20 protein-coding genes are annotated in these 25,851 nt (G+C 41.8%); 4 read left to right on the plus strand and 16 right to left on the minus strand.

Going from position 1 to position 25,851, the window contains the following annotated elements:
* Nucleotides 1–256 precede the first annotated feature (256 nt).
* Together B3E00_RS15870 and B3E00_RS15875 are read left to right on the plus strand one after the other, a co-directional pair.
* Nucleotides 257–1,192 carry an ABC transporter ATP-binding protein gene (locus tag B3E00_RS15870; protein ID WP_293939283.1) on the plus strand — a complete coding sequence of 312 codons (936 nt, stop codon included), beginning with the start codon at nt 257–259 and terminating at the stop codon, nt 1,190–1,192.
* Nucleotides 1,185–2,510, plus strand: coding sequence for an ABC transporter permease (locus tag B3E00_RS15875; RefSeq protein ID WP_293880919.1), 1,326 nt, complete (start codon nt 1,185–1,187; stop codon nt 2,508–2,510). Before B3E00_RS15870 ends, B3E00_RS15875 begins: the two co-directional genes overlap by 8 nt.
* Nucleotides 2,511–2,649: 139 nt before the next feature.
* Here B3E00_RS15875 and B3E00_RS15880 read toward each other — a convergent pair whose 3' ends face one another.
* The 5 genes from B3E00_RS15880 to pheT form a co-directional block, all read right to left on the minus strand.
* Nucleotides 2,650–3,177: an Mpo1-like protein gene (locus B3E00_RS15880; protein ID WP_293939285.1), complete on the minus strand. Its 528-nt coding sequence runs from the start codon at nt 3,175–3,177 to the stop codon at nt 2,650–2,652.
* A 199-nt stretch (nt 3,178–3,376) separates the two neighbouring features.
* Nucleotides 3,377–4,930 carry a ribonuclease Y gene (gene rny, locus B3E00_RS15885; RefSeq protein ID WP_209575647.1) on the minus strand — a complete coding sequence of 518 codons (1,554 nt, stop codon included), beginning with the start codon at nt 4,928–4,930 and terminating at the stop codon, nt 3,377–3,379.
* A 365-nt stretch (nt 4,931–5,295) separates the two neighbouring features.
* Nucleotides 5,296–5,586: a cell division protein ZapA gene (locus B3E00_RS15890; protein ID WP_046675831.1), complete on the minus strand. Its 291-nt coding sequence runs from the start codon at nt 5,584–5,586 to the stop codon at nt 5,296–5,298.
* Nucleotides 5,587–5,644: 58 nt separating this feature from the next.
* Entirely contained in the window at nt 5,645–5,950 is a 306-nt protein-coding gene (locus B3E00_RS15895) for a hypothetical protein (RefSeq protein ID WP_209575649.1), read from the minus strand.
* A 40-nt stretch (nt 5,951–5,990) separates the two neighbouring features.
* Nucleotides 5,991–8,387 carry a phenylalanine--tRNA ligase subunit beta gene (gene pheT, locus B3E00_RS15900; RefSeq protein WP_293939287.1) on the minus strand — a complete coding sequence of 799 codons (2,397 nt, stop codon included), beginning with the start codon at nt 8,385–8,387 and terminating at the stop codon, nt 5,991–5,993.
* 196 nt (nt 8,388–8,583) lie between these two features.
* Between pheT and purL the strand changes: the two genes are divergently transcribed.
* Nucleotides 8,584–12,315, plus strand: coding sequence for a phosphoribosylformylglycinamidine synthase (gene purL, locus B3E00_RS15905; protein WP_293939288.1), 3,732 nt, complete (start codon nt 8,584–8,586; stop codon nt 12,313–12,315).
* A gap of 60 nt (nt 12,316–12,375) precedes the next feature.
* Here purL and B3E00_RS15910 read toward each other — a convergent pair whose 3' ends face one another.
* Nucleotides 12,376–13,290: an AEC family transporter gene (locus B3E00_RS15910; protein WP_293880943.1), complete on the minus strand. Its 915-nt coding sequence runs from the start codon at nt 13,288–13,290 to the stop codon at nt 12,376–12,378.
* A 107-nt stretch (nt 13,291–13,397) separates the two neighbouring features.
* Between B3E00_RS15910 and B3E00_RS15915 the strand changes: the two genes are divergently transcribed.
* Complete coding sequence (locus B3E00_RS15915) at nt 13,398–14,231, plus strand: AraC family transcriptional regulator (RefSeq protein WP_293880945.1); 834 nt, start codon at nt 13,398–13,400, stop codon at nt 14,229–14,231.
* A gap of 54 nt (nt 14,232–14,285) precedes the next feature.
* On the opposite strand, the gene B3E00_RS15920 is transcribed toward B3E00_RS15915, so the two are convergent.
* The 10 genes from B3E00_RS15920 to icd all read right to left on the minus strand — a co-directional run bounded on the left by B3E00_RS15920 (nt 14,286) and on the right by icd (nt 25,827).
* A complete protein-coding gene (locus tag B3E00_RS15920) occupies nt 14,286–16,619 on the minus strand; it encodes a mechanosensitive ion channel domain-containing protein (protein WP_293939290.1) in 2,334 nt (777 codons plus the stop codon).
* A 120-nt stretch (nt 16,620–16,739) separates the two neighbouring features.
* Complete coding sequence (locus B3E00_RS15925; protein WP_293939292.1) at nt 16,740–18,143, minus strand: radical SAM protein; 1,404 nt, start codon at nt 18,141–18,143, stop codon at nt 16,740–16,742.
* A gap of 11 nt (nt 18,144–18,154) precedes the next feature.
* Nucleotides 18,155–18,394 (minus strand): hypothetical protein, encoded by a 240-nt coding sequence (locus tag B3E00_RS15930; protein WP_046675824.1) that lies wholly within the window; start codon nt 18,392–18,394, stop codon nt 18,155–18,157.
* Nucleotides 18,395–18,399: 5 nt separating this feature from the next.
* Nucleotides 18,400–19,152, minus strand: a complete 753-nt coding sequence (locus tag B3E00_RS15935; protein ID WP_293939293.1) for a prolipoprotein diacylglyceryl transferase — start codon at nt 19,150–19,152, stop codon at nt 18,400–18,402.
* 140 nt (nt 19,153–19,292) lie between these two features.
* On the minus strand, nt 19,293–20,453 hold the full coding sequence (gene lysA / locus B3E00_RS15940) for a diaminopimelate decarboxylase (RefSeq protein WP_293888276.1): 1,161 nt from the start codon (nt 20,451–20,453) through the stop codon (nt 19,293–19,295).
* 13 nt (nt 20,454–20,466) lie between these two features.
* Nucleotides 20,467–21,780: an aspartate kinase gene (locus tag B3E00_RS15945; RefSeq protein WP_209575668.1), complete on the minus strand. Its 1,314-nt coding sequence runs from the start codon at nt 21,778–21,780 to the stop codon at nt 20,467–20,469.
* Between the two features lie 124 nt (nt 21,781–21,904).
* A complete protein-coding gene (locus B3E00_RS15950) occupies nt 21,905–22,852 on the minus strand; it encodes a D-2-hydroxyacid dehydrogenase (RefSeq protein ID WP_293880958.1) in 948 nt (315 codons plus the stop codon).
* 141 nt (nt 22,853–22,993) lie between these two features.
* Nucleotides 22,994–24,064, minus strand: a complete 1,071-nt coding sequence (gene serC / locus B3E00_RS15955; protein ID WP_293939295.1) for a 3-phosphoserine/phosphohydroxythreonine transaminase — start codon at nt 24,062–24,064, stop codon at nt 22,994–22,996.
* Between the two features lie 187 nt (nt 24,065–24,251).
* Nucleotides 24,252–24,509: a hypothetical protein gene (locus tag B3E00_RS15960; RefSeq protein ID WP_209575674.1), complete on the minus strand. Its 258-nt coding sequence runs from the start codon at nt 24,507–24,509 to the stop codon at nt 24,252–24,254.
* Nucleotides 24,510–24,564: 55 nt separating this feature from the next.
* On the minus strand, nt 24,565–25,827 hold the full coding sequence (gene icd, locus B3E00_RS15965; RefSeq protein WP_293939297.1) for an NADP-dependent isocitrate dehydrogenase: 1,263 nt from the start codon (nt 25,825–25,827) through the stop codon (nt 24,565–24,567).
* Between the last annotated feature and the right edge of the window lie 24 nt (nt 25,828–25,851).

Below are 25,851 nucleotides of genomic sequence, written 5' to 3' on the forward strand. Positions count from 1 at the left end.
ACTTTCCATTCTAGCAACTGTCAAAATGAGTACGCCAGCGCTGAAGCTGCCCTATCGTTGGTAGAATATTTGCCATCATACCAATACCAGAAGCCGTTGCAACAGTACGATTGAAATAGCACTCAAAACAAATTTTTCAGCGGTGCTGTAACAATTCACTGGTAAATGATACTAACCTATCAATAGACAGCAGTCATTGAGCGATAGAATAGCTTTAACAAACTCAACATAAAAATTAAAATTAAACCTTCAATAGATGTTACTCGAAATCAATCATGTTACTAAAGATTACGCCAATCACCGGGCATTGGACGATGTTTCCATTCAAATTCCCAAGGGGAAAATTTTTGGATTACTAGGGCCGAACGGTGCCGGAAAAACGTCCCTAATCCGTATTATCAACCAAATTACAGCCCCCGATTCTGGCGAAATCTTGTTTAATGGCGAGATTTTAGGACCTAAGCACATTGCTCAAATCGGCTATTTACCAGAAGAGCGCGGGTTATACAAAAAAATGAAAATTGGCGATCAAATGCTGTATTTGGCACAGCTGAAAGGGCTTTCCAAGAAAGAAGCACTACAGCGCATTCAAGATTGGTGCGAACGCTTAGACATCACATCCTGGTGGGACAAAAAAATAGAAGACCTTAGTAAGGGAATGCAGCAAAAAGTACAATTTGTTGCTACAGTCATTCATCAACCGCAATTGATCATCCTGGATGAACCCTTTTCGGGATTCGACCCTGTCAATGCCAATATCATAAAAGAGCAGATTCTCCGTTTGAATCAAGAAGGTGCAACCATCATCTTCTCTACCCACCGAATGGAAACCGTTGAAGAACTCTGTGATAATATTGCGCTGATCAACCGATCAAAGAAAATATTGGATGGTGCTGTACAAGCCATTAAAAAAGAATACCGTAATCAAACCTATAAACTAGAATATACAACAACCGAAGATAATTTTCTTCTATCCCATAACACCCAGTTTGAAGTCATCGAGACAAAAATGATAGATAAAACATACATCACTACAATTCAGCTAAATAACAATATCCATATCAATGAAGTCTTAATGCATTTAATACCGCAAATACAGCTCAATCAACTGATAGAAATCGTCCCCTCCATGGCCGATATTTTCATTCAAAAAGTTACACAAGCCTCACCTATAGCCAACAGTCATGCATAAAATATTACTTATTATCCAAAGAGAGTACCTGTCTAGAGTCAAGAAAAAATCCTTTATTGTCATGACCTTTGCCGTGCCACTGTTTTTCTTCGCCCTATATGCAGGCATGTTTTATCTCACCAAAAAGAGCTTTAAAGATTCGCATACCGAAGTCTTTGTCTTAGATGAGCAAGGCGACTTTGCAAGCAAACTCCAAAGTAATAAAAATGTAAGTTATACAGTTAGCACACTAGGTCTCCAAGCACAAAAAGCACAGCTTGCCAAAAGTGAAGCAAAACAGTCGATTCTTTATATTCCCAAAGACATTTTATCCAGCCAAAAAGCGGAGCTTATTACGAGCGGAAAGACCAGTTTTGTCACACAGGAGATTATTACTGAGCAACTAGAAGAAATCATCCGCGAAAAGGAGTACAAAGCCAAGGGTATCGACCTAACTATCATCCAATCGATTAAACCCAAAGTGGCCATTGATGCCAAAGAAATAACAGCCGACGGTGAAGAAAAGAACAGCAATACCGCCATCGCAATGGGGCTGGGCGTTGCTTTGGCCATCTTAGTCTATCTATCATTATTTCTATATGGAGCGCAGGTAATGCGGGGCATTATCGAAGAGAAAAGCAGTCGCATCATCGAAGTTATTATTTCCTCTGTCAAACCCTTTCAGCTCATGATGGGCAAAATTGTCGGGATCGGTATGGTTGGCCTGACACAATTTGTCATGTGGCTGTTGCTTACAGGTGGCCTATTTATTACTGCAACGATCTTATTCGTCAATCCTCATGACATGCAGGAAGTAGCAGCGAGCCAGCCTGGTGGAGGTAACATGAGCACGGTATCAAAAGCAATGGCGCAAAATGGATCAGCTGCTATCCTTAGTTCAATACAAAGCTTCAACTTTACCGAAGTTATCATTTTCTTCTTTCTATTTTTTATCGCTGGTTATCTATTGTACAGTGCAATTTTCGCAGCCGCCGGTTCTGCTGTCGATAATGAAACCGAAGCCAATCAATTCTCCATGCCCATTACCATGCCGTTGTTATTAACCTACATCCTTTCTTTCGGCGTTATTATCAATGACCCCAATGGTCCAATTGCAACGTGGTTGAGCTTTATTCCGTTCACCTCACCTATTGCCATGCTGGTACGCATACCTTTCGGTGTCCCTTTGTGGCAGATCCTCACTTCATTGGCGCTCCTCATAGTAACCTTTCTATTGGTCACCTGGGTTGCTGCACGGATCTACCGCGTAGGCATCCTGATCTATGGTAAGAAGGCAAATCTAAAGGAAATTATCAAATGGTTTAATTACAAAAGTTAGCTGCGGACAGCAGCAGCTACATCGCGATAAATGCGATACAGACATCGCCAAAGCCCAAAAAAGCCANNTGGCTTTTTTGGGCTTTGGCGCATTAGGTTTTAATCCTATTGCGCAAGATCAGCACCTCAGGATCGTTCAACTAGTATCTTAATTTCAATTTTTTAAATACAAAATGCCAAAGCCAAATCGGTCCAACCAATAGAAATTGGAGAAACTGCTGCCCGGTTATATCCCTTTTCTCCTTCCCCTTTCCGAGAAATAAGGCTATAATAGAAATTAGTGCGATGCCAAGACACACCCAAATGACCGCTGGCCCACCATCCCGCTGCACATGCTCCAATTGTACGATAAAGTAGCTCATACCCCCAATGGAGAATAATATCGCATAAGATAAGGTTGCCGACAGCTTTAAATAATAATAAATGACAATAGCAATGAAGAAAGAGCCCCAGTTTAAAAAAGTATGCCAATTGAGTTTTACCAGAAATTCAAATTGCGGAAATGGAATGATCCAGATCGCACCCATGATACCAAAAAATAATAACGGTAAAAAGATGGCCTGAATCAGACGGTTAGTTGGATCCTGAAAATTAGCATCCAGCTCCGCAAAATACTTGTCTACGGGGCGTAAAGGTTCGGGTTCTTGCACTTTCTTCTTTTGTTTCATTCGGCAAATTTAACAAATATTGTGCATGCCTTACCCTTTTCACTAATAATATTCGCTATTTTTAGGTCTGCCGTAAGTCATGAAGCACCTTCGTGAACTACAACCTCATAACGGAGCAGATTTAATTGAATTTTTCGGATCATAAAAAAGCTCCAATCTGCTGATTGGAGCTTTTTTATTCGTGTTGAGCTTGAACTGTCTATTTTGCGTAAGACACCGATCTCGTCTCGCGGATAACAGTTACTTTAATTTGTCCCGGATAAGTCATTTCCGTTTGGATACGGTTGGAAATATCCGCGGCCAATATTTCCGATTGCGCATCAGATACTCTCTCACTTTCCACGATCACACGAAGCTCACGTCCAGCTTGTATCGCAAAAGTTTTTTCAACACCAGGGTAAGATAGCGCCAGATCTTCCAGCTCTTTCAGCCGCTTAATATAGCTTTCTACCACCTCGCGGCGTGCACCCGGACGTGCCCCAGAAATCGCATCACAGGCCTGAACAATCGGAGATATTAAGGCGGTCATTTCGATCTCATCGTGGTGAGCGCCGATGGCATTACATACATCAGGATGTTCTTTGTATTTCTCAGCAAGTTGCATCCCCAAAATAGCGTGTGGCAACTCAGGATTATCATCAGGCACTTTACCGATATCATGTAGTAAACCTGCGCGCTTTGCGTGCTTAACATTCAGTCCAAGCTCTGCAGCCATTGTTGCCGCAAAATTAGCCACTTCACGAGAGTGTTGTAAAAGATTCTGTCCGTAAGACGAACGGTAACGCATACGTCCTACCATACGGATCAATTCGGGGTGCAAACCATGTATTCCCAAATCAATCGCTGTACGTTCGCCAATTTCGACGATCTCATCTTCAATTTGTGTCCGTGTTTTTGCGACCACTTCTTCAATTCGGGCTGGGTGAATACGACCGTCGGTTACCAAACGGTGTAAAGCCAGACGCGCAATTTCGCGGCGTACCGGATCAAAACCAGAGAGGATAATGGCTTCGGGGGTATCATCTACGATGATTTCAACTCCTGTTGCAGCTTCCAGCGCACGAATATTACGCCCCTCGCGACCAATAATACGGCCTTTGATTTCGTCGTTTTCGATATTGAAAATTGAAACGGTATTTTCGATTGCCGATTCAGTAGCGGTCCGTTGGATCGTTTGGATTACAACCTTTTTAGCCTCTTTTGTCGCCGTCAGTTTTGCCTCATCCACTATATCCTTGATTTGAATCATTGCTTGTGAACGTGCTTCTTCACGTAAAGAATCTACCAATTGATTTCTTGCTTCGTCGGCAGTTACGCCAGCGATGCTCTCCAGTTGCTTAATCTGTTGTAATTTTAAGGACTCTACTTCTTCGGATTTCTTTTCATTCAACTCAACCAACTTATCCAATTGCTTTTTCTTTGTATCCACCTCTTGCTTATCGCGGTTGATGTTTTCCAGTTTTTGGTTAATTGACTGCTCTTTTTGTCTCAACGTATTTTCCTTTTGGTTGATGGCATTGTTACGTTGGTTGACTTCCTTTTCATGTTCAGATTTTAATTGAAGGAACTTCTCTTTAGCCTCCAACAGGCGTTTCTTTTTGATGAGTTCCCCTTCCTGCTCTGCATCTTTCAGTATGCTATTTACCTTATCTTTGGCTTCCTGTTCTTGTTTTTTAAACAACAGAACCAATAGATAACGACCTATAACAACACCAACAATCAGAGAAATTATGCTATAAATTGCGATGTCCATGTATGTATAATTGTATTATTTATTTGTTTTTATTAATTATATCCTAATTTGTGTTTCAATTCCCCTAAAATCGTCAATTGCCCTTTTCAATCCGTAAGGTCGATGTAGCCAATAGACTACGAGCTCCATGCGCTCCGGAGGATTTCATGACAAAAAAAAACCGCAATTAAATTTAAACAGGTATCATGTATTATTAAACTTCGAGATTACATAATTAGGCTTAGATTGTGACCCAGATGGCTTTCGCAAAATGGCCTATATCTTTTTGCGCCTGTAATATTGAAGCGTTAAGTTTAAAATAGTGACAACCCGAATTTAATTGCGGCAAATTCGTCGTTTAAGCTCTAAATATAAAGAACGTAAATTTATTTTTTAAAGAAATCCGTCAACAACTGATCAAGTTCCTGTACTGAATTTTCCAAACCCACTTCGTGATTTTGTGACTGTCGTTCGGCATTGAGCATACGCGTCGCAAATTGCAATACACACATGGACAACAAATCCTGCTTATCTCGCACAGTATAGTTTTCCTGCAATTCCTTTACTTTTTCATTTATCAATTTCGCAGCATGTCGAATTACTTCCTCTTCCGCGCTCTCCACACGAAGCGGGTAAACACGATCTGCGATATTTATTTTTATGGAAATCTCTCCCATTTCTTTGAGCTTTTTAACGTTGTATTCGTTTGAATGAATCCGACTTCACGTATCCTTACTACTTCAGCAAACTAATACACTTGTCTATTTCCCGCACAAAATCGTTAATTTTTTGTTTTGTGTCAAGTATTTTTTCATTAATTGCATCTTTATCCGTTTCTGAATCTAAAGTACGGGCCACTGCCAGTGCTTTAACCTTCTCTTCCAACTGCTTGCTCTTATCGTTGCTCGCATCGAAAGCTACTTTTAAAGATTGTACCTCTAATTTAAGCAAATCATTTTCTTCTTGCAAGACTTCGCACAATTGAATTAAATTTTTCGTTTTCTCAACGATCAGATTCATTTGTGAAGACAATGTTGCCATATTATAAATTGAATATTACCAATTAATGTTGTATCTCGCATTAACCACGCACTTCCGCGCCTAGTTCCTTCTCAAAATTAACAATTAATTTTTGAACTATCGCATCAATTTGCTTATCATTGAGTGTTTTTTCTTCATCCTGTAAGATAAAGCTCAGAGCATAAGACTTTTTCCCTTCCGGAATTTTGTCACCTTTATACACATCAAACACATTTACATGCTTTAAAAGCTTGCGTTCGGTCTTCTGAGCAACAAATTGTAGCTTATCAAAACTCACATTCTCATCAATCAAAAGTGACAAATCTCGACGTACAGCAGGGAATTTAGAAACTTCCTTATATTGAATACTATTTTTACGGATTATTTTCATTAAAACATCCCAATCAAAGTCAGCAAAGAACACCTGCCCCTCTACATCGGCTTTTTTCAAATCGCGCTGGGCTACCGCACCAAAAGAAACCAGACATTTCTGGCCTTTCATATAGTTTAAGCCATACGCAAAATGCGCACTCGATGTATCTTGTATTTGAACACCTTCTATTTTCAGCCGTTTGACAAGGGTATCTACGGCTGCTTTGAGATGATAGAAATTGACCGCATCTTTCTTGCTATTCCATTGCTCTGGCTCATTTTTGCCTGCCATCGCAAAAACAAGGTGCTGTGTTTCTTTATAACCTTCACTATCCAATGCATAGGTCTTACCGAACTCAAAGAATTTTAGATCAAAATTTCTGCGCTTCTGGTTATATTCAATCGCATTCAACATCGAAAAAACCATATTTTGACGCATCGTGTCCAAATCCGAACTCAATGGATTATACAACTTAACCGCTGTATCGCTATCATCAACATAATCTAGCTTCGTCAATGAATTAGATAGGATCTCACGAAATCCATTGGCGATGAGCAGATCGGCCAATTGATTTAAGACAACTTCCTTATCCGGCTTTTCAACCGTATTCAAAGAGGCCTTAATTTGCGACTTCAACGCAATATTATTATAGCCATAAATCCGTAATACCTCTTCGACAACATCCACTTCACGTGTTACGTCAACACGATAAGCAGGTACCAGCACATCAAGGCCCTCTTCCGTTTCAGCAGCTACCTCAATGCCAAGTGCAACAATAATGGATTTAATTTCTTGCGTTGGAATCTCCTGTCCGATCAAACGAATCACGTTTGCATAGCTGACGTGGAACGAAAACGGTTTGATCTCGACGGGGTACTCATCTTTGAGCGTCGATGAAATTGTTCCACCCGCGATTTCCTGAATCAATAATGCCGCACGTTTCAACGCCTCAACCGTAATATTCGGATCAGTACCGCGTTCGAAACGGAACGACGAATCTGTCTTTAGGCCATGCCTTTTAGCGGTCTTCCGTACAGAAACAGCATTGAAATATGCAGACTCCAAAAATATAGTCGTTGTTTCTGCACTCACACCCGAATATGCGCCGCCAAAAACACCGGCAATACACATCGGTTTTTCCGTATCCGCGATCACTAAATCCTCAGCAGATAAGATCCGTTCAACACCGTCAAGCGTAACAAATTTTTCACCTTCCGTCGCCTGGCGAACAAGAACTTTATTCCCTGCAATTTTATCGGCATCAAAAGCGTGAAGTGGCTGCCCTAAGTCGTGCAGGATATAATTCGTTACGTCGACGATAGTATTGATCGGACGTACACCGATCACGTTTAATTTCTCTTTCAACCAATCTGGAGATTCGCCAACGCGAACACCAGTAATATTAATACCGCTGTAACGCGGGCAGGCCTGCGCATCTGCCACGACGACTGTCGTTCCCTCAGCCTCTCCGGCCTCGAATGCAGAAACATCTGCCTTTAAAACTTGCGTACGGAAATGTGCAGCAATGTCCCTGGCAACCCCCAAATGCGAAGCTGCGTCTGCACGATTTGGTGTTAAACCAATTTCGTAACGGTAATCATCCTGAACATTGAAGTGTTCTTTCACCAAAGTTCCTACAGCCACTTCAGCCGGCAACTCCACAATTCCTGCATGGGATGTACCTAAACCAATTTCATCTTCCCCGCACAACATACCTTCGGAAACTTCGCCACGAATTTTGGATTTAGTTATTTTAAAAGGCTCCCCTGTCAATGGATGACACGTAGTACCTACCGTCGCAACAATAACTTTCAAGCCTGTACGGCAGTTTGGAGCGCCACACACAATGTGCAACAAGTCCGGCCCACCGACATCAACCGTAGTTACGCGCAATTTATCTGCGTTAGGATGCTGTTCACAAGTTTTCACTTCACCAACCACCAAGCCATCTAATCCACCGGGGATACTCTGTACAACGTCCAAAGCCTCTACTTCCAATCCTGTATTTGTCAAGATTAAAGAGAGTTCTTCCGGAGTTGAATCTATATTAACATGTTGTTTTAACCAATTATATGAAATATTCATCTCGAATTTGATTTGATCCACAAACTTAGATAAATTTGCGTTTATATCCAACGTCAATTTACCGTTAAACGAATTTATAACCCGACGTAACAGGGGAAATATACACCTATTTTTTAATCAAAATTCAATCATTTCCACCAAAATAATATGTAACTTTGTGCTTTAATTTGAAGAACGTTCAAAACAAACATTTATAATGATTCATTTCTTTGAGAACCCATCGAACACTATATATGGTGTTCAAAGCGTAAACTCTTTATCACAAGAAGACATTACTAAACTCAACTGGCTATTCGGCAACGCCAAAAAACTAGACGACCAAAACCTTAACCATTACTTTGTAGGACCCCGTGCTGCGATGGTTACTCCTTGGAGTACCAATGCTGTAGAAATCACACAGAACATGGGTATTGACGGCATTGTTCGCATTGAAGAATTTCAGCCGGTGTCAGAAGATTTCAATGACTTCGATCCAATGATTTCCCAAAAATTCAGCATGCTGACGCAGGATATGTATACTGTTAACATCTCGCCAGAACCGATAGTGGAAATCGAAGACATCGATGCCTACAATAAAGCTGAAGGACTAGCGCTCAATGCAGAAGAGGTTGATTACCTTAATCAACTTTCGGCCAAGTTAGGTCGCTTGCTCACAGATTCTGAAGTATTCGCCTTTTCACAAGCCAATTCAGAACACTGTAGACATAAGATTTTCAATGGCACCTTTATCATTGATGGCGAAGAACAACCGAATTCCCTGTTTAAAATGATCAAAAAGACGTCTGAGACCAATCCCAACGAGATTGTTTCGGCGTATAAAGATAACGTTGCTTTTGTTAAAGGTCCACGTGTGACACAATTTGCCCCTAAATCTGCCGACAAACCTGATTTTTACGAAGAAAAACCTTTTGATTCGGTTTTATCTGTTAAAGCTGAAACGCATAATTTCCCAACTACAGTAGAGCCATTTTCTGGTGCAGCAACAGGATCGGGTGGCGAAATACGGGATCGTATGGCGGGCGGCCAAGGTGCAATTCCATTGGCGGGTACAGCCGTATACATGACTGCTTATTCGCGATTGGAACAAAATAAATTGGATCTTCAGGCAGGAACTTTAACTGCGCCAGCAGAAGAACTCAACAAGACGCGTCCATGGGAAAATGCGATGCAAGAGCGTCAATGGTTGTACCAAACCCCAGTTGACATCCTGATCAAAGCATCCAATGGTGCTTCTGACTTCGGTAATAAGTTTGGTCAGCCCCTAATTACGGGTTCTGTATTGACCTTCGAGCATGAAGAGGATGGCCGTAAACTTGGTTACGACAAAGTCATTATGCAGGCCGGCGGAGTTGGCTATGGAAAACTGGATCAAGCGAAAAAACATACACCGAAAACCGGTGATAAAGTCGTTATCCTGGGTGGTGAAAATTACCGCATCGGAATGGGTGGAGCTGCTGTATCTTCTGCAGACACAGGGGTATTTGGTTCTGGAATTGAGCTTAATGCCATTCAGCGTTCCAATCCCGAAATGCAAAAACGTGCAGCGAATGCTGTTCGTGGATTAGTGGAGTCTGATCATAACCCCATTGTCTCTATCCACGATCATGGTGCAGGTGGCCACTTAAACTGCCTTTCTGAACTTGTTGAAGAGACCGGCGGTTTAATTGATCTGGATGCACTTCCTGTAGGCGACCCGACACTATCTGCAAAAGAAATTATCGGTAATGAATCGCAAGAACGTATGGGGCTTGTGATCGCTAAAGATGATATTGACACCTTAAAACGTGTTGCCGATCGCGAACGTGCACCAATGTACACCGTAGGTGATGTTACTGGCGACCACCGCTTTACTTTCGAATCAAAAAGTACGGGTGAAAAACCAATGGATTATGCGCTCGAAGATTTCTTTGGCTCATCGCCAAAAACTTTTATGCGCGATAAAACCGTAGTTCGTAACTACGCTGACCTTGCTTATGATGCAGCCAACATTCCAAGCTACTTAAACCAAGTATTGCAATTGGAAGCTGTTGCTTCCAAAGATTGGTTAACCAATAAAGTAGACCGTTGTGTTGGAGGCCGTGTTGCCAAACAACAATGTGCTGGTCCATTGCAATTGCCGTTGAACAACGTCGGAGTGATGGCACTTGACTATAAAGGTAAAGAAGGTATTGCGACAACAATAGGTCACTCCCCTATTGCTGCCTTAGTGGATCCCGCTGCGGCAAGCCGAACGGCTATTGCCGAATCGCTTTCCAACATCGTATTTGCTCCGATCAAAAATGGCCTCGCAGGAATCTCCCTATCGGCCAACTGGATGTGGGCAGCCAATAATGAAGGTGAAGACGCCCGCTTATACCAAGCTGTTAAAGCCTGCTCGGAATTTGCCATCGCATTGGGAATTAATATCCCGACGGGAAAAGATTCCTTGTCCATGAAGCAAAAATATCCAAACGGCGAAAACGTCATTGCTCCAGGCACATTGATCATTTCTGCCGCCGGAAATTGTACGGATATCACCAAAGTGGTTGAACCTGTACTGAACAAAACGGCTGGATCGATCTATTACATCAACTTATCAAAAGATCAGTTCAAATTAGGCGGTTCGTCATTTGCGCAAATCATCAATAAATTAGGTACTGAAGTACCGACCATTCAGAATCCTGCTTATTTTAAAACAGCTTTTAATACCATACAGCAATTAATTCAAGAAGGACAGATCGAAGCTGGTCACGACGTCGGATCGGGTGGCTTGATTACCACCTTATTGGAAATGACCTTTGCTGACACCAACCTTGCTGCCAACTATGACCTTTCGGCGTTAAATGAATCGGATACCGTAAAAGCGTTTTTTAATGAAAATATCGCACTGGTATTGCAAGCGAAAGACGATGCGGCCTTCGAAGCCAGTATGCAGGATGCAGGTGTTGATGCTGTAAAAATTGGCCAGGTGATCGAAGGAAATACGGTAACAGTTAAAAATCAAGAGGCTTCTTTTAGCTTTGATGTCGCAGCGACCCGTGATGTATGGTTTACGACATCATTCCTTTTGGATTCAAAGCAATCTAAAAATGGAACGGCACAACAACGCTTTGACAACTATAAAAACCAGCCTTTAACTTTTTCTTTTCCAAGCCAATTCAATGGTAAGAAACCAGTGATCGACAGTACTAAGGTACGTCCAAAAGCTGCCATTCTTCGTGAAAAAGGTTCGAATTCAGAACGTGAAATGGCTAATGCCATGTTTTTGGCCGGCTTTGACGTGAAGGATGTCCACATGACAGATTTGATAACTGGACGGGAGACATTGGAGGATATACAGTTTATCGGTGCAGTAGGTGGTTTCTCTAACTCCGATGTACTTGGATCAGCAAAAGGCTGGGCCGGAGCCTTCCTCTACAATGAGAAAGCGAAAAAAGCGCTAACAGATTTCTTTGCTCGCCCAGACACGCTCTCTGTTGGTATATGCAACGGTTGCCAATTATTTATGGAACTCGAAATGATCAATCCTGAGCACGAAGTACATGGAAAAATGCTGCACAACACCTCAGGAAAACATGAGTCAAACTTCGTTTCCGTAAAAGTGCAAGAGAACAATTCTGTGATGTTATCGACGTTAGCCGGAAGTACTTTGGGTGTCTGGATCTCACATGGTGAGGGAAAATTCAACCTTCCATATGCTGAAGACCAATACAATATTGTCGCAAAATATGGATATGAACACTATCCGCACAACCCAAATGGTTCAGATTATAATACCGCAATGATCTGTGATAAAACCGGTCGCCACTTGGCTACTATGCCACATATCGAACGCTCGATTTTCCAATGGCATTGGGCAAATTACCCCAAAGGACGCCAAGATGAAGTTTCTCCTTGGATTGAAGCATTTGTCAATGCGCGCCAATGGATTGACACACATAGCAAATAGTAAAAAGAAAAAACTCCTTCCATACATGAAGGAGTTTTTTCTTTTTATTCACCTTGTCAATTAGGGAAACAATATCCGAATGGCAAAATCCCAGCATAAGGTGGTCAGCAATCCGGCGACGATACTAAAGCCAATGACCAGGTTGACCAGTTTCGTATTTAAATGATATTGCTCGGCAATAATACCTGAAGTTACCAAAGTTGGCATGGCTGCTTCAAAAATGCTGATCCTTGCAATGGAACCCTTTACACCCAACAATAAAGCAAATATACAGACAAGCAGGGGTGCTAAAATCAGTTTATAGATCATTGCTGTGCTAATTTGCGAGGCCTGCTGCTTCCAGCCATCAAACTTAAGCTGCAACCCAATAGAGAATAGTGCCAAAGGTCCCACTGTGGCAACGAGCTTATCGAAAAAAGGCTCGGCAACGGACAGATCAACAAATTGAGATAGCAGTAAGGCGGCAGTGCAACCGATTAAAGGTGGAAAGCTAAGCAGCTTTCGCAGCATAAATTTCACATCAATTGTCTCGCCCTCATGTACATTCGCTTTCAGCGCATTGATAATTCCTGCTGTGGAGAGCAGAATAAAGGTCGTTTGGTCGCAAATAATCGCTATGGGTAAGTGTGCCTCACCAAAATAAGCAATAATCAGCGGGAAACCGATAAAAGAAGTGTTACTATATCCCGCCGCCAATTCCAAACTGCTGCGCGAACGTTGCTTATAATTTTTACGTTTACAGTATACCTCCATAAATAACCAGCTACCTGCCCAAACGAGTATGGCCGAAAATACAGGAAACAGCAATTGTGAAGACCATACGATCTTTGGAATATATTTAAAAGATACTGCTGGCAGTGCAAAATAAAGAATCCAGGTATTGATGCCCTTATGTGCTTCGGAATGAATTAAATTTGTTCTCCGCAACAACATGCCGGCCGCGATGCAAAATGCAATCATTATAAAATTGACCATGTTTTATACCGTTTTATCCGACACAAAGGTGCAATAGTACAACAGGCAAAAACATGTATAAATACATTATTTTTATGTATATTTAGGGATGTACAAACCGAAAAGTAATGCGTAAAAAACAGTTTGAACCGCTACGGATCAGTGAATTTGTTGAGGATAGCTTTCACCTGCCACCGCATCAGCAGAATTATTATGAGCTCGTTTATATTCGTTCGGGTAGAGGAACGCATGTGATTAACAAATTTGAACTGAATTATGAACGTGGCGATATCTTCTTGATTAGTCCAGCAGACATGCATTATTTTAAAATTGAGAAAAAGACACATTTCTTATTTATTTTGTTTACAGACGGTTATTTCCTGCAGAACAAACGGAACCAAAAGCTCTATTCCTGGATCATGGAGCTGATGAACGATAAAGGCCTCAAGGAGCGCAAATTGAATATTGGCGAAAATTATCGTCTGATTTTTTCCCATGTGCTGGAAGCTGTCCGACTATATGCTGATATGGCCATCAATCAGCATGCTGACTGGCTATTTGACCAACTCGTTGCCATATTTGGGCTTTATAAAGAGATATCGGAGGCACAGCGTTTGCCCCAGCAGCCTGAATTATATATTGATCGATCAATTTCGGCCTACATCCATCGCTATATCTTTTCACCCGAAAAACTCAAAGTCAGTATCCTGGCTCAGAAATTCAATATCGCTCCATCCTATTTTGGTATCTATTTTAAGAAAAACTTTGGCACGAGCTTAAGGTCATATATCAATACCTACCGGATCGAACTCATCGAAAATCGACTGAAATCCAAGGCTTACACACTGAAGCAAATTGCTGCAGAACTCGGATTTACAGACGAGAGCCATCTTTCACATTTCTACAAACGTGCCAAAGGATTCAGTCCGTTATACTACCGAACGCAGCTGATTAAATTGTAAGCCTATACAGCACACGATTAAATACATCCGTCAATAGAAAATCAATGGATTGGATTAGCTTTTGGGCGGCATGACACTGTAGAACTTCAAACCCTCTGCTTCAAACTTTTTGTATAATATAAGTAATACATCATTTTTAAAGGCTGAGGTATTGGCCGCAAAGTTTACCCAGCCGGACACGCTGAGATAAATCATCTCTTCACTGATATCCTGTATACTGATGCCGCTATCTCTATCTTTGATAAAATGGGCGCTACTTTCCATCGCGTCCTTAATCCACTGTTTAGCTTGATCCAAATCTGCTTTCCGATCGATGTGGAGGACAAAACTTGTCTTGCTGTATTCTTGGGATAACGTCCAGTTGACAACCCTTCCTGAAAGCAAATCACCATTTGGAATAATAACATCAGCCCCATCGCCCGTTTTTAAAACGCTGGCACGTATACCGATTTCTTTAACACGTCCTTTTTTATCGGCAAGCTCAATTTGATCCCCCACCCGAAACGGCTTGTCGAAAACCAAAATAATACCTGACACAAAATTATTGATGATATTCTGCAACCCCAGACCGATACCAACACTCAGCGCTCCAATCACAACGGTCAGTTTATCCAAACTCATGCCCAATGCAGAAACCGCCATAAAAAAACCAATCAGAATAATTGCCAACCGAAATAGCGGAAATAGCGTCATCTTCTGATTATAGGCCTGGCTAAGTTGGCCGTCTTCGCCTCCAAGTACGATTAAACTGATATTTTTTTGGAACCACTGCGCCACCAAAAGCAGTAAGATAGCCACAACAAGATTACCCAGTGTGAACGATATGCTACCAATACTGCGCACTTTACCAAAAAAGACTTCACTAACGGCCAGTAATGTTTCAATAAACTGCAGATTATTGGCCAGCACGATGATTGCTAAAAGTATACAAACGACCCGAAGAAACTGGGTGATGATCCCCAATGTGCGCTGCTCATTGAACCGCATCCAGAACCCCAACGTGAGGCGATCTTTTTTAAACTGATTACGCACATCAGCCTTAATCATGTCTGCGAAGTATTGCAATGTAAACGACTGCACCAAACCGACGGCACACGCTATACTGAAACTCCGAGAGTGCTCGACATGACCAATGACATTCAATGTTATTGCCGTAATATTTAAAATAGCGAAAATGACATAGATAAAATTGCTGATGTATCCCGGACTTTGCGCATTTTTTATGCGTCGTTTTGTATAACTGACGAGCCCAAGGGCAATCAGATTAAAAACAATGCAAATGATCCTCGGGAAGAGATCGTCACTTACGATTATATTGACAAAAATATCAAGTACATAGAATACAATGAGAATAATGGCTATTTTACGCTGCACCCCCGTCATACGATGTCTTAGTAAAAACATAAAGATCAACATGATGATCAACTGGGAAGCCTGCAAAATAAAACTCGGCGTAAAGAAGTTTACAAAAGGCAATAAAGTCAGTAGAAAAATGATTGTCTTCCCGACAATAGCGTCAATAGCAAGTTGATGTTCAGGATCATGTTGTCTTAGAATATAGGACACCCGTGCTATCCAATAGCAATATCCCAAGCCCAGTATAATGAGCAGGATACGGCTTGCCCAGTCCGTCCGATTGACGTATTTGTCGATCGATTTATTGTTACTGTAATTTGTACGGATATTATTCAGTAGCACATCCTTTGAAATTGCTGTCGTATTGGCTTTCCAGATTGAACGCTTACCTGCTACGGTATCTACCTTCTTACTATCGCTTTTTAACGCATGTACGTCGTCTAACCGAACCAAATGCCGCTGATTCTTGACGATCAGTTCATCGATGGTCCGATTGATCAGCTCTAGGGAGTCCATCTTAGCCTCAAGTTTAACCTGCGCGTTATCGAGGTACTGGTATGCACGGCTATGGTTGTTGGCATTGATATCGTATTGGCTGATCAGGTTTCTGATTTGATCTTGCGTAGCGTTGAGGCTGTTTGAATAATTACTGATACTCCCTTTAATGGACTTAAGCTGTCGGATCTCTTCCTGAATACTATTTTTTATTGCAGCAATACTATCTTTCGCTGATCCCGCATTCGTGCCCAAATAAGCGTTGGACTTTTCATTCAATTGCGCAACAAATTCGGCTAGCGACGATGTGCGGATGTTGGATAAAAAAGTCAGATTAACCTTCTTCAGGTCATTCCGCAAAGAATCGTTTCCGACACGGGTTGAATCGGAACTGGCCCGTCTATTCAGGTTGGCATGCGACGTCCGATCAATGCTCAAAATTCTCCTTACTTGAACTGAATCTTGCGCAGAGACCTGCAACTGGCAAGCCAAAAGGCTGAAAACAAAAACTAAATGCTTAAAAATCCCCAATTTCATACTGCTTATTTTATTACCCTTTTTTCCGCTCCGATCTACAAGCCGAGAGCCCCCCAACCAGCTAAAAAATCCAGAAAAGGACCGGCGCTCCTTTTTTCGACAAAAATAGCTTATATAACACTAAAATCGAATAGCGTCCGATAATTTAAGTTCTTCCAGACGCTTCAATTTATCATCACGATAAAATAAATTCATTGTTTCAAATGGAATTATCTTCAAATCTTTATTGACAATATGCACACAGGACTTTTTGGCAGCGCGAACGTCAAAGTCGTAAGCATCCATAAAATTCATGATGATGATGCGAAAAAGGTTGTCGTAGTCGAGGTCGGGAGCACAAACCTCCGGCAGACAGCAAAGCAGCTGATTAACTTTTGGTTTGACGCTGTCTACGGAAATTCCCGTACTGAAAATATCCAGCAACTGCATCTGTACCCCCTTGTCCTGCTCATAGACAATGGTGTTGCGGGATTGATTATTCAACAGCAAAGCGGGATCAATATGTCGGGTTAACGGTATCCGTTCATCTCCTATCTTCAAGATATAGCCCATAGCCAACGCATCTGGATTACAGGGTACAGGGATAATATCATGAGGATCCAACAATGAACACTGATTCAGTATTTCTTGGCGTACTTCAGTAAGCGTCATTTTATGATGGTGCGCATCGGTCGCATTTCTACCCGCAATTTCCACCGGCTGGAAAGTTACCCCCCTAACGCATTGCTGCTTCAATGCAAAGTCCAATATATCGCCAATTTCATCGTCATTAGCCCCTCTCTCCAGCACCACCACCAGTGTTGTACTCAAATTCAAAGCATTTAATTTGTCAATAGCCTTTTTTCGAATAGCTGTCAAATCCTTGCCCCGAAACTTTTCGAGCACCGATGGGCGAAAAGAATCAAACTGGAGATAGATTTCAAATTCGGGCGCATAAGTGGCGAGTTGCTCCGCAAAACCAGGATCATTGGCAATCCGGATCCCATTCGTATTGAGCATCAGATGCTTGATGGGTTTCGTTTTTGCGATATCTAAAATCTTAAAAAAATCAGGGTGAATGGTTGGTTCGCCGCCGCTGATCTGAACGACATCGGGTTCACCTTCACTTTCGACGATTTTATCCAACATCAGCTCAATCTCTTGCAGTGACCGATGCCGCCCATAGTGGGGCGAAGACATTGCATAACAGGTTGGACAGGTCAAATTACACCGGTCGGTCACCTCGATGATCGAGAGACAACTGTGCTGTTCATGATCGATGCATAGACCACAATCATAGGGACAACCATAGTGAACCTGATGATCGAATTTTAAAGGAGTCTCCGAAGCCTTATTATAATTTCGAATGTTTTTATAATAGTCCACATCGGTAGCAATCAGCGTTTTGAAAAATCCGTGCTCGGGACAGGTTTTTGTCATGAACACCTGCTCATTTTCAATAATGATTTTTGCGCCAACACGCGAAAGACATGTTGGACAGAGACTGATGGTATAGTCGTAATAGGTGTAGTTTCTAACGGGCATAAAGACAATTTCTAGTTCATAAAAGTCAGACCACAGGCAAGTCCTCCTGCCAACATCGCACCAATTCCACCCAAAAGTACTTTCAGCCAGGGGTTAACATTGAATTTTGACTCCTTATTGCCTGCTTTGATAATCGAACCGATAATAATCACCAAGAGCGCAATACCGATCACAATAGCCCCTATGGTAAGTAGAAACAGTCCCAACATTGCGGTACTTTCCGACCCAAATGATCCTTCAAGCAAATACATAGTTCCTATTTTTTGATGAAACGTTCACTTTTTAATAAATAAATATAATAAATTATCACCACGATGCACGTAATTTGTATGGTACTGAGGCCAAAAAGAATAATCGCCCGCGGTTTTATAAAATCCAACACAAAACGAAAGCTAAAATAACTGAGCATAAAAAGCTGAAATAATACCCCTTTATGATAATTGTAGCGTGTTTTAAAGCATTGGAGCGCTGTAAATAAAAGAAGGAGAAATGCAATTTCATACAGCGCCACCGGATGACGTTTATAAGCGTCACCGAGATACATCCCAAATGGGCATTCGGTAGGCAGACCATAGGTTTGTTCGAAGACTCCTGTATAAAAGCAACCAACTCTACCAATGGCGATGGCCAAAATCAGGGGGAAAACCATCAGATCGCCCGTGCTCTCTTTTTTCCCCATGAGCTTTTTCATCCCTTCAACTGCAATCAAACCGCCAGCTAAGCCACCTATAATGGTATTATTTACCCAGATATAGGCCCATATATTGCTCGCGCTAAGCAATTCGTCAGGACGCTCCAGGGAGCCGATAAGATGTGATCCGATGAGCGCCCCTACTCCTGCTGCGATGACAATAAGAAGTGAATTGCTATGCCCCAGGCTTTCTTGATCCTTCCATTTGAGCAACTGATAATAGCGCATGCCAATAAACATGCCCAGCCCTTCCATAAAAGGATGTAGGAGAAATGTTTTTCCAAACAGATCAATCGTTACTGGAAATTCGATGGTCATTAGCATAAACAAGTATACAAAAGACAATCAATAAAATGATGAACAAAATAGCACGCTGCACACACACACGACAGTATGGACACCAAAAAGCCAGTCCTTATTTTGGACTGGCTTTAAAATGAATTTTCTGTTACCGCAGTTTATAACTGCGTGTTATATACAAAACGAATTTCTTCCCGTAAGTTATACCGCGAAGCCATCACCTCTCCATACGCTCCAGCCGATCGAATGGCGATCAAGTCACCACGTTTTGAAATAGGAAGTGGAACTTCCTTACCAAAGCAATCGGACGATTCACAGATCGGTCCAACAACGTCATAGTTCACAGGCTCAGCCGTATTTGCGGCACTGATATTCTCTATTTTATGATAAGCCTGATACAAAGCCGGACGCATTAATTCCGTCATTCCCGCATCCAATACCAAAAAGTTTTTCTTTACACCGTTTTTGACATATAGCACGCGGCTAACGAGGCTTCCACACTGCGCGACCAAAGCTCTCCCCAACTCAAAATGCACTTCCTGCTGTGGCGTACGCTCCAGGAAGCGATCGAAAATATCAAAATAAGCTTCAAAATCAGGAATTGCATTTCCGTCAGGATTTTTATAATCAATCCCCAGTCCACCGCCAACATTCAACACACGAATTTGTGTACCACGTTCCTCAAACCAGTTTTTCCATTCATTGACCTTCACACATAGACTTTTGAATACCGTCATATCCGTAATCTGCGAACCTACATGGAAATGCAGGCCTACCAATTCAATGAATTCGCATCTTTTAAGCACTGCGGCACATTTTTCCAAATCCGCATTGGGTACGCCAAATTTGTTTTCATCAAGCCCCGTGGTAATATAATGATGGGTGTGCGCATCCACGTTAGGATTAATCCGCAACGCAACATTGGCCTTCACACCTTTGTTGGAGGCAAGTTCATTGATTACTTCAAGCTCCTGGATAGATTCCACATTAAATGCAAAGATATTTTGATCGAGTGCATAATTGATTTCCTTATCGGATTTACCAACGCCGGCAAAGGTAATTTTTTTAGAATCAAAGCCACATTCAATGGCTTTCTTTACCTCGTTGCCACTCACACAATCCGCTCCAAAGCCGACCGATTGGATGGCTTTCAATAACTGATCATTAAAATTGGCTTTTAATGCATAGTGAACGTGAAATCCCCGTTTGTGGGATGCAACATGTGCAGCTTCCAAAGTCTTGTTCAACACATTCAGATCATAATAATAAAACGGCGTTTCGTTCTCCGCAAATTTCGCCGCGATATCTGTATTTATCATATAAAACCTAAACTTAAAATAAACGATTGTGCAGTGAACGTAATGCTTCAGTTTTATGATCTGAATTCAATAGAATCGACACGTTAAAGTCTGAACCCCCATAGGAAATCATACGGACAGGCAGGTGTTTAACAGCATCCAGTACACGAGCAGCATATCCGTGGCTATTCAATCCAAAATCTCCGACAACACAAACAATGGTCTGATCGCCATCCACGGTGACAGAGCCAAAATCTTCCACCTCTTTAATAATATCAGTCAAGTTTGTGGTATCGTCTATGGTCAACGATACGGCTACTTCCGAAGTCGTAATCATATCGATTGGCGTTTTGTAACGCTCGAATATTTCAAATACGCGACGTAAAAAGCCATAAGCAAGGAGCATTCTCGAGGAATGGATATGGATTGCCGTGATACCATCCTTCGCGGCAATGGCACGGATACACCCTTTTTGAGCACCGTCTTTACTGATCAATGTACCCTTAGCATTCGGTTCCATGGTATTCAACAACCGGACAGGAACATTATATTTCTGTGCAGGAAATACCGATTGGGGATGTAAAATCTTAGCACCGAAATAAGCCAGCTCGGCAGCTTCATCAAAGCTCAGGTGTGCAATCGGTGTTGTACCTTTCACGACACGTGGATCATTGTTGTGCATACCATCGATATCTGTCCAGATCTGAACCTCATCAGCACGGATTGCAGCGCCGATCAAAGATGCGGTATAATCCGACCCACCACGGCGCAAATTATCGATTTCGCCGAACGAGTTTCTACAAATAAAACCCTGTGTGATAAATAACGTATTCGCTGGGCTTTGCGCCAGGATGTGGCTCAGCTTTTCACCAATATACTCGACCATAGGCTCATTGTCCTCGTCGATTTTCATAAAATCCAAGGCCGGCAGCAACACGGATTTAATACCGATTTCATTGAGGTAGAAATGCCATAAGGCAGTAGACATCAACTCGCCTTGAGCCAAGATCACTTTCTCTTCGATTGATGTAAATAATTCATTGGCTAGGGTAGAAATCAGATTAAAATGGTAATCGATCAATTCTTTACCATTTTTATATCCTTGTTCAGTGCTGAAAAGTTCTTTAATAAGGTCTTCGTACTTGTCCTTATGCTTCTTGACCAAATCTTTAGCTTCGTCCTTCTTACCTGCTGTGTAAGCTTGACTTATTTCGACCAAAGCATTTGTCGTTCCAGCAACTGCGGACAACACGACGATCTGACGTTCAGCAGGGTTTACAATATCCAACAACCCTTTGATACGTGCTGCACTCCCCACGGAAGTACCACCAAATTTTAAAACTTTCATACTGAAGTTACAATTATTAAATTTCTGTGTGCCAATATAGGCAATTCATGAATTTATATTAAAAAAAATGCGGCACAAAATCATGAAAGTTTTGTGCCGCATATCTTTGTGTTATGCGGAAGAATTACTTCTTCAAGTTTTCGATCAACAGGCCAGCCAATTCTTCGCCGATCCGTTCTTGCGCTTCGTTGGTTGCCGCCCCGATATGTGGCGTCAATGAAATTTTTGGGTGCGTTAAGATTTCCTCGCGTGGAGTCGGCTCATTGTCGAACACGTCTAAACCTGCAAAGGCAACTTTACCCGAATCCAATGCTTTGACCAATTCCAACTCATCAATAACACCACCTCTTGAGGCATTGACCAACCCAACACCATCTTTCAACAATGGGAACTCAGCAGCTCCGATAGCCGGTTTATCCAAGAATGGAACATGCAAAGAGATGAAGTCAGAAACTTTCAACAGGCTTTCCATGTCAACCTGTTTAATCGGAACCTCCACGTGTATACCACCTGAAAGTGTTACCGTCAACGCTTTTGGTCCCTCGAATAAATCCGTGTAAACAACATCCATACCCAAACCAATAGCGATTTTAGCCACTTCGCGACCGATACGGCCAAAACCAACAATACCGATCGTCTTGCCACGTAGCTCCGTTCCAGCACCGTACGCCTTTTTGAGTGCACCAAATTTTGTATTGCCTTCAACAGGCATTTTCCTGTTGGCATCGTATAAAAAACGTACACCATTCAATAAGTGGGCAAAAACCAGCTCAGCAACCGATAATGAAGATGCCGCCGGTGTATTGACAACCGCAATCCCTTTTGAACGGGCATAGTCTACATCAATATTATCCATACCTACCCCACCACGACCAATCACTTTCAAATTGGGGCAGCCATCAATCAGGGCTTTGCGAACTTTGGTTGCGCTACGCACCGTGATTGCATCATAGGCAGGTAGCCTTGCTGCAAGCTCCTCCTGTGGGATATGATTGGTATCTACCGTATGACCAGCATCCTCCAACATTTTTTTTCCTAGTGGATCGATACCGTCATTTGCTAATATTTTCATCTTTATATCGTTTTTAAAAGTATCAGTAACATTCAACTTATCCGAAGACCTATCATGTGAAAAGATTTGACCTCGTTAATTCTTCATCTAAACTAATGGTTTATTTGCCACTATTTAAACTTCAGCAACATGCATACAGCTTTAGGCAGTATGGGTGTCTTCAAATTCCTTCATCGCATCAATCAGTGCGTTTACACTACTTAGTGGTAACGCATTGTAGATGGAAGCTCTAAATCCACCGACCGAACGGTGACCTTTGATTCCAATCAAATTGCGTTCTTTTGCCAAAGCCAAAAATTCAGCTTCCAGCTCTGGTGTATCCATTACAAACGTCACATTCATACGAGAGCGGTCTTCTACAGCAGCAGTGCCTTTAAATAATGGATTACGATCAATTTCATCGTATAAAGCACGTGCCTTTATAATATTTTCTTGTTCCAATACAGGAACACCACCTTTTGCTTTTAACCAGCGTAGGTTCAACATCGAAACAAAGATGGAGTATACAGGCGGTGTATTATACATTGAACCACCAGCTATCTGCAATTGATAATCCAACATCGATGGAAGAACGCGTCCTGACTTACCTAGAATATCATCTTTGACAATAACAAGCGTAACGCCAGCAGGCCCCATATTTTTTTGCGCTCCTGCATAGATCAAATCGTAGTCTGCAACGTTGATTTCCCGTGAGAAAATATCTGAAGACATATCCACAACCACGGGTAAAGTCGTGGCGGGCTTTTCAAAGACTTCCGTCCCATAAATAGTATTATTGGCCGTATAGTGGAAATATGCTGCATCCGAAGGAATAACATATCCTTTAGGAATGTAGGAATAATTTTTATCGATGGACGAAGCGACAACATCTACTGTACCAAATTTTTTGGCTTCTTTTAATGCTTTTGTCGCCCACACACCAGTATCCAAATATGCGGCTTTACCTCCTTCAGGTAAAAGATTCAAAGGTACCATCGCAAATTGCAAACTAGCTCCGCCTTGAAGGAAAAGAATCGAATATCCCTGCGGTACTGCCAATAACTCTCTTACTAATTGTGTCGCTTCATCTATCACTGCTTCAAACTCTTTGGAACGGTGAGAGATCTCTAAAATTGACAAACCGGTGTTGTTAAAATCAATTACAGCTTCTGAGGCTTGTTGAAATACTTCCTTTGGCAGAATACATGGACCTGCTCCAAAATTATGTTTCATTGATGTTATAGTTTGTTTGATTGCTTTTGTTTAACCCTAGCTAAGCAATCTGTTGTTTTAAAAACCAAAGTTAAAATAAAATTATATATTTTTCAACTAATCTGTTTTTTTATTGAAAATTTAAAAAATTACAAATGATTTCAATAAAAAGATCGCACAAAAAATACCAAATTTAATGCGAAAAACATCAGATAAGCAGTACACGCCAGGCCATATCTAACTGATTCTCTTGCAAATACTCCTTTGCTTTTAACTGCAGATGAGTATTACGGGCGGATTGATCGCCAATAAAGGCATTTAACAATTCGTAAATTTCGGGGAGGCTCGTAATCTCATCTACCTCCTGAGGCGTCGGTAAACGTTCGATCTGAGCTAACTTAATTTTATCACTTTCAGTAAAAATATTCGATTCCCTTACAAAAACCGGCAGTTGATTATAATCCATAAAAAAGCAGAAATTTTATTCTAATTTCTGCTTAATATCTCGAAAAATAAAATGCTTACATTTTTTCAATCATCCGATCCGCAAATTCACTTGTTTTGACTAACGTAGCATCGTCCATCAAATTATAAAAATCTATCGTCACCGTCTTGGCTATTATTGTCTCACCCAAAGCCTTTACAATTGCGTCCGCTGCCTCGTTCCAGCCCAGGTATTGAAATAACATGACACCGCTCAAAATCACAGAAGAGGGGTTCATGGTATCGGTATTGGCAAATCTTGGCGCAGTACCATGGGTTGCTTCAAAAACGGCATGCCCAGTTTTAAAATTAATATTCGCCCCGGGTGCTATACCTATCCCCCCAACCATTGCCGCCAAAGCATCTGAAATATAATCACCATTCAGATTTAATGTAGCGACCACCGAAAAATCACGTGGATTGAGCAGAATTTGCTGTAAAAAATTATCTGCGATGATATCTTTAATTAAAATTTTCCCCGATCCCAGCGCATCTTTCTGCTCTTGATTGGCAGCCTCCTCACCCTTATCAGCTTTTGTGCGCTCCCATTGCCCCCAGGTATACGTATGATCGGCAAATTCCTTCTCAGCAACCTCATAGCCCCATAACTTAAACGCCCCTTCTGTAAATTTCATGATGTTTCCTTTGTGAACGATCGTCACGGAAGGTAAACTGTGATCAATAGCGTGTGCTATAGCAGCGCGAACCAATCGCTTAGAACCTTCCTCAGAGACTAATTTAACGCCGACTCCTGTAGTCGCCGAAAAGCCATAGTCGATATCAAGCTCATCGCGCAAAAAATCTTGAAGTTTATTGGCTTCAGCTGTACCCGCCTGAAATTCTATTCCCGCATAAATATCCTCCGTATTTTCCCGAAAGATAACCATATCCACATATTCCGGATGTTTAACAGGCGAAGGAACTCCTTTAAACCATTTGGTAGGACGCTGACAAACATACAGATCCAGATCCTTACGCAATGCGACATTTAACGAACGAATACCTCCCCCAACAGGTGTTGTTAGCGGCCCTTTGATGCCAACCAGATATTCTTTCAATATATTCAACGTTTCTCTTGGCAGCCATTCACCCGTTTCTTTGAAGGCCTTCTCGCCTGCCAACACCTCTTTCCATGTTATTTTACGCTGTCCACCATACCCTTTTTCTACCGCCTTATCAAACACACGAACGGCCGCATGCCAAAGGTCAGGACCTATACCGTCACCGATAATAAAAGGAATTGTTGGGAAATCTGGCACCTGTAAGACGCCTTCGCTTGACATTGTAATCTTATTTGACATAACCTTCAATTTTAACGGACAAAT

It is taken from the genome of Sphingobacterium sp. UBA5996, from assembly GCF_002429765.1.
GTDB lineage: Bacteria > Bacteroidota > Bacteroidia > Sphingobacteriales > Sphingobacteriaceae > Sphingobacterium.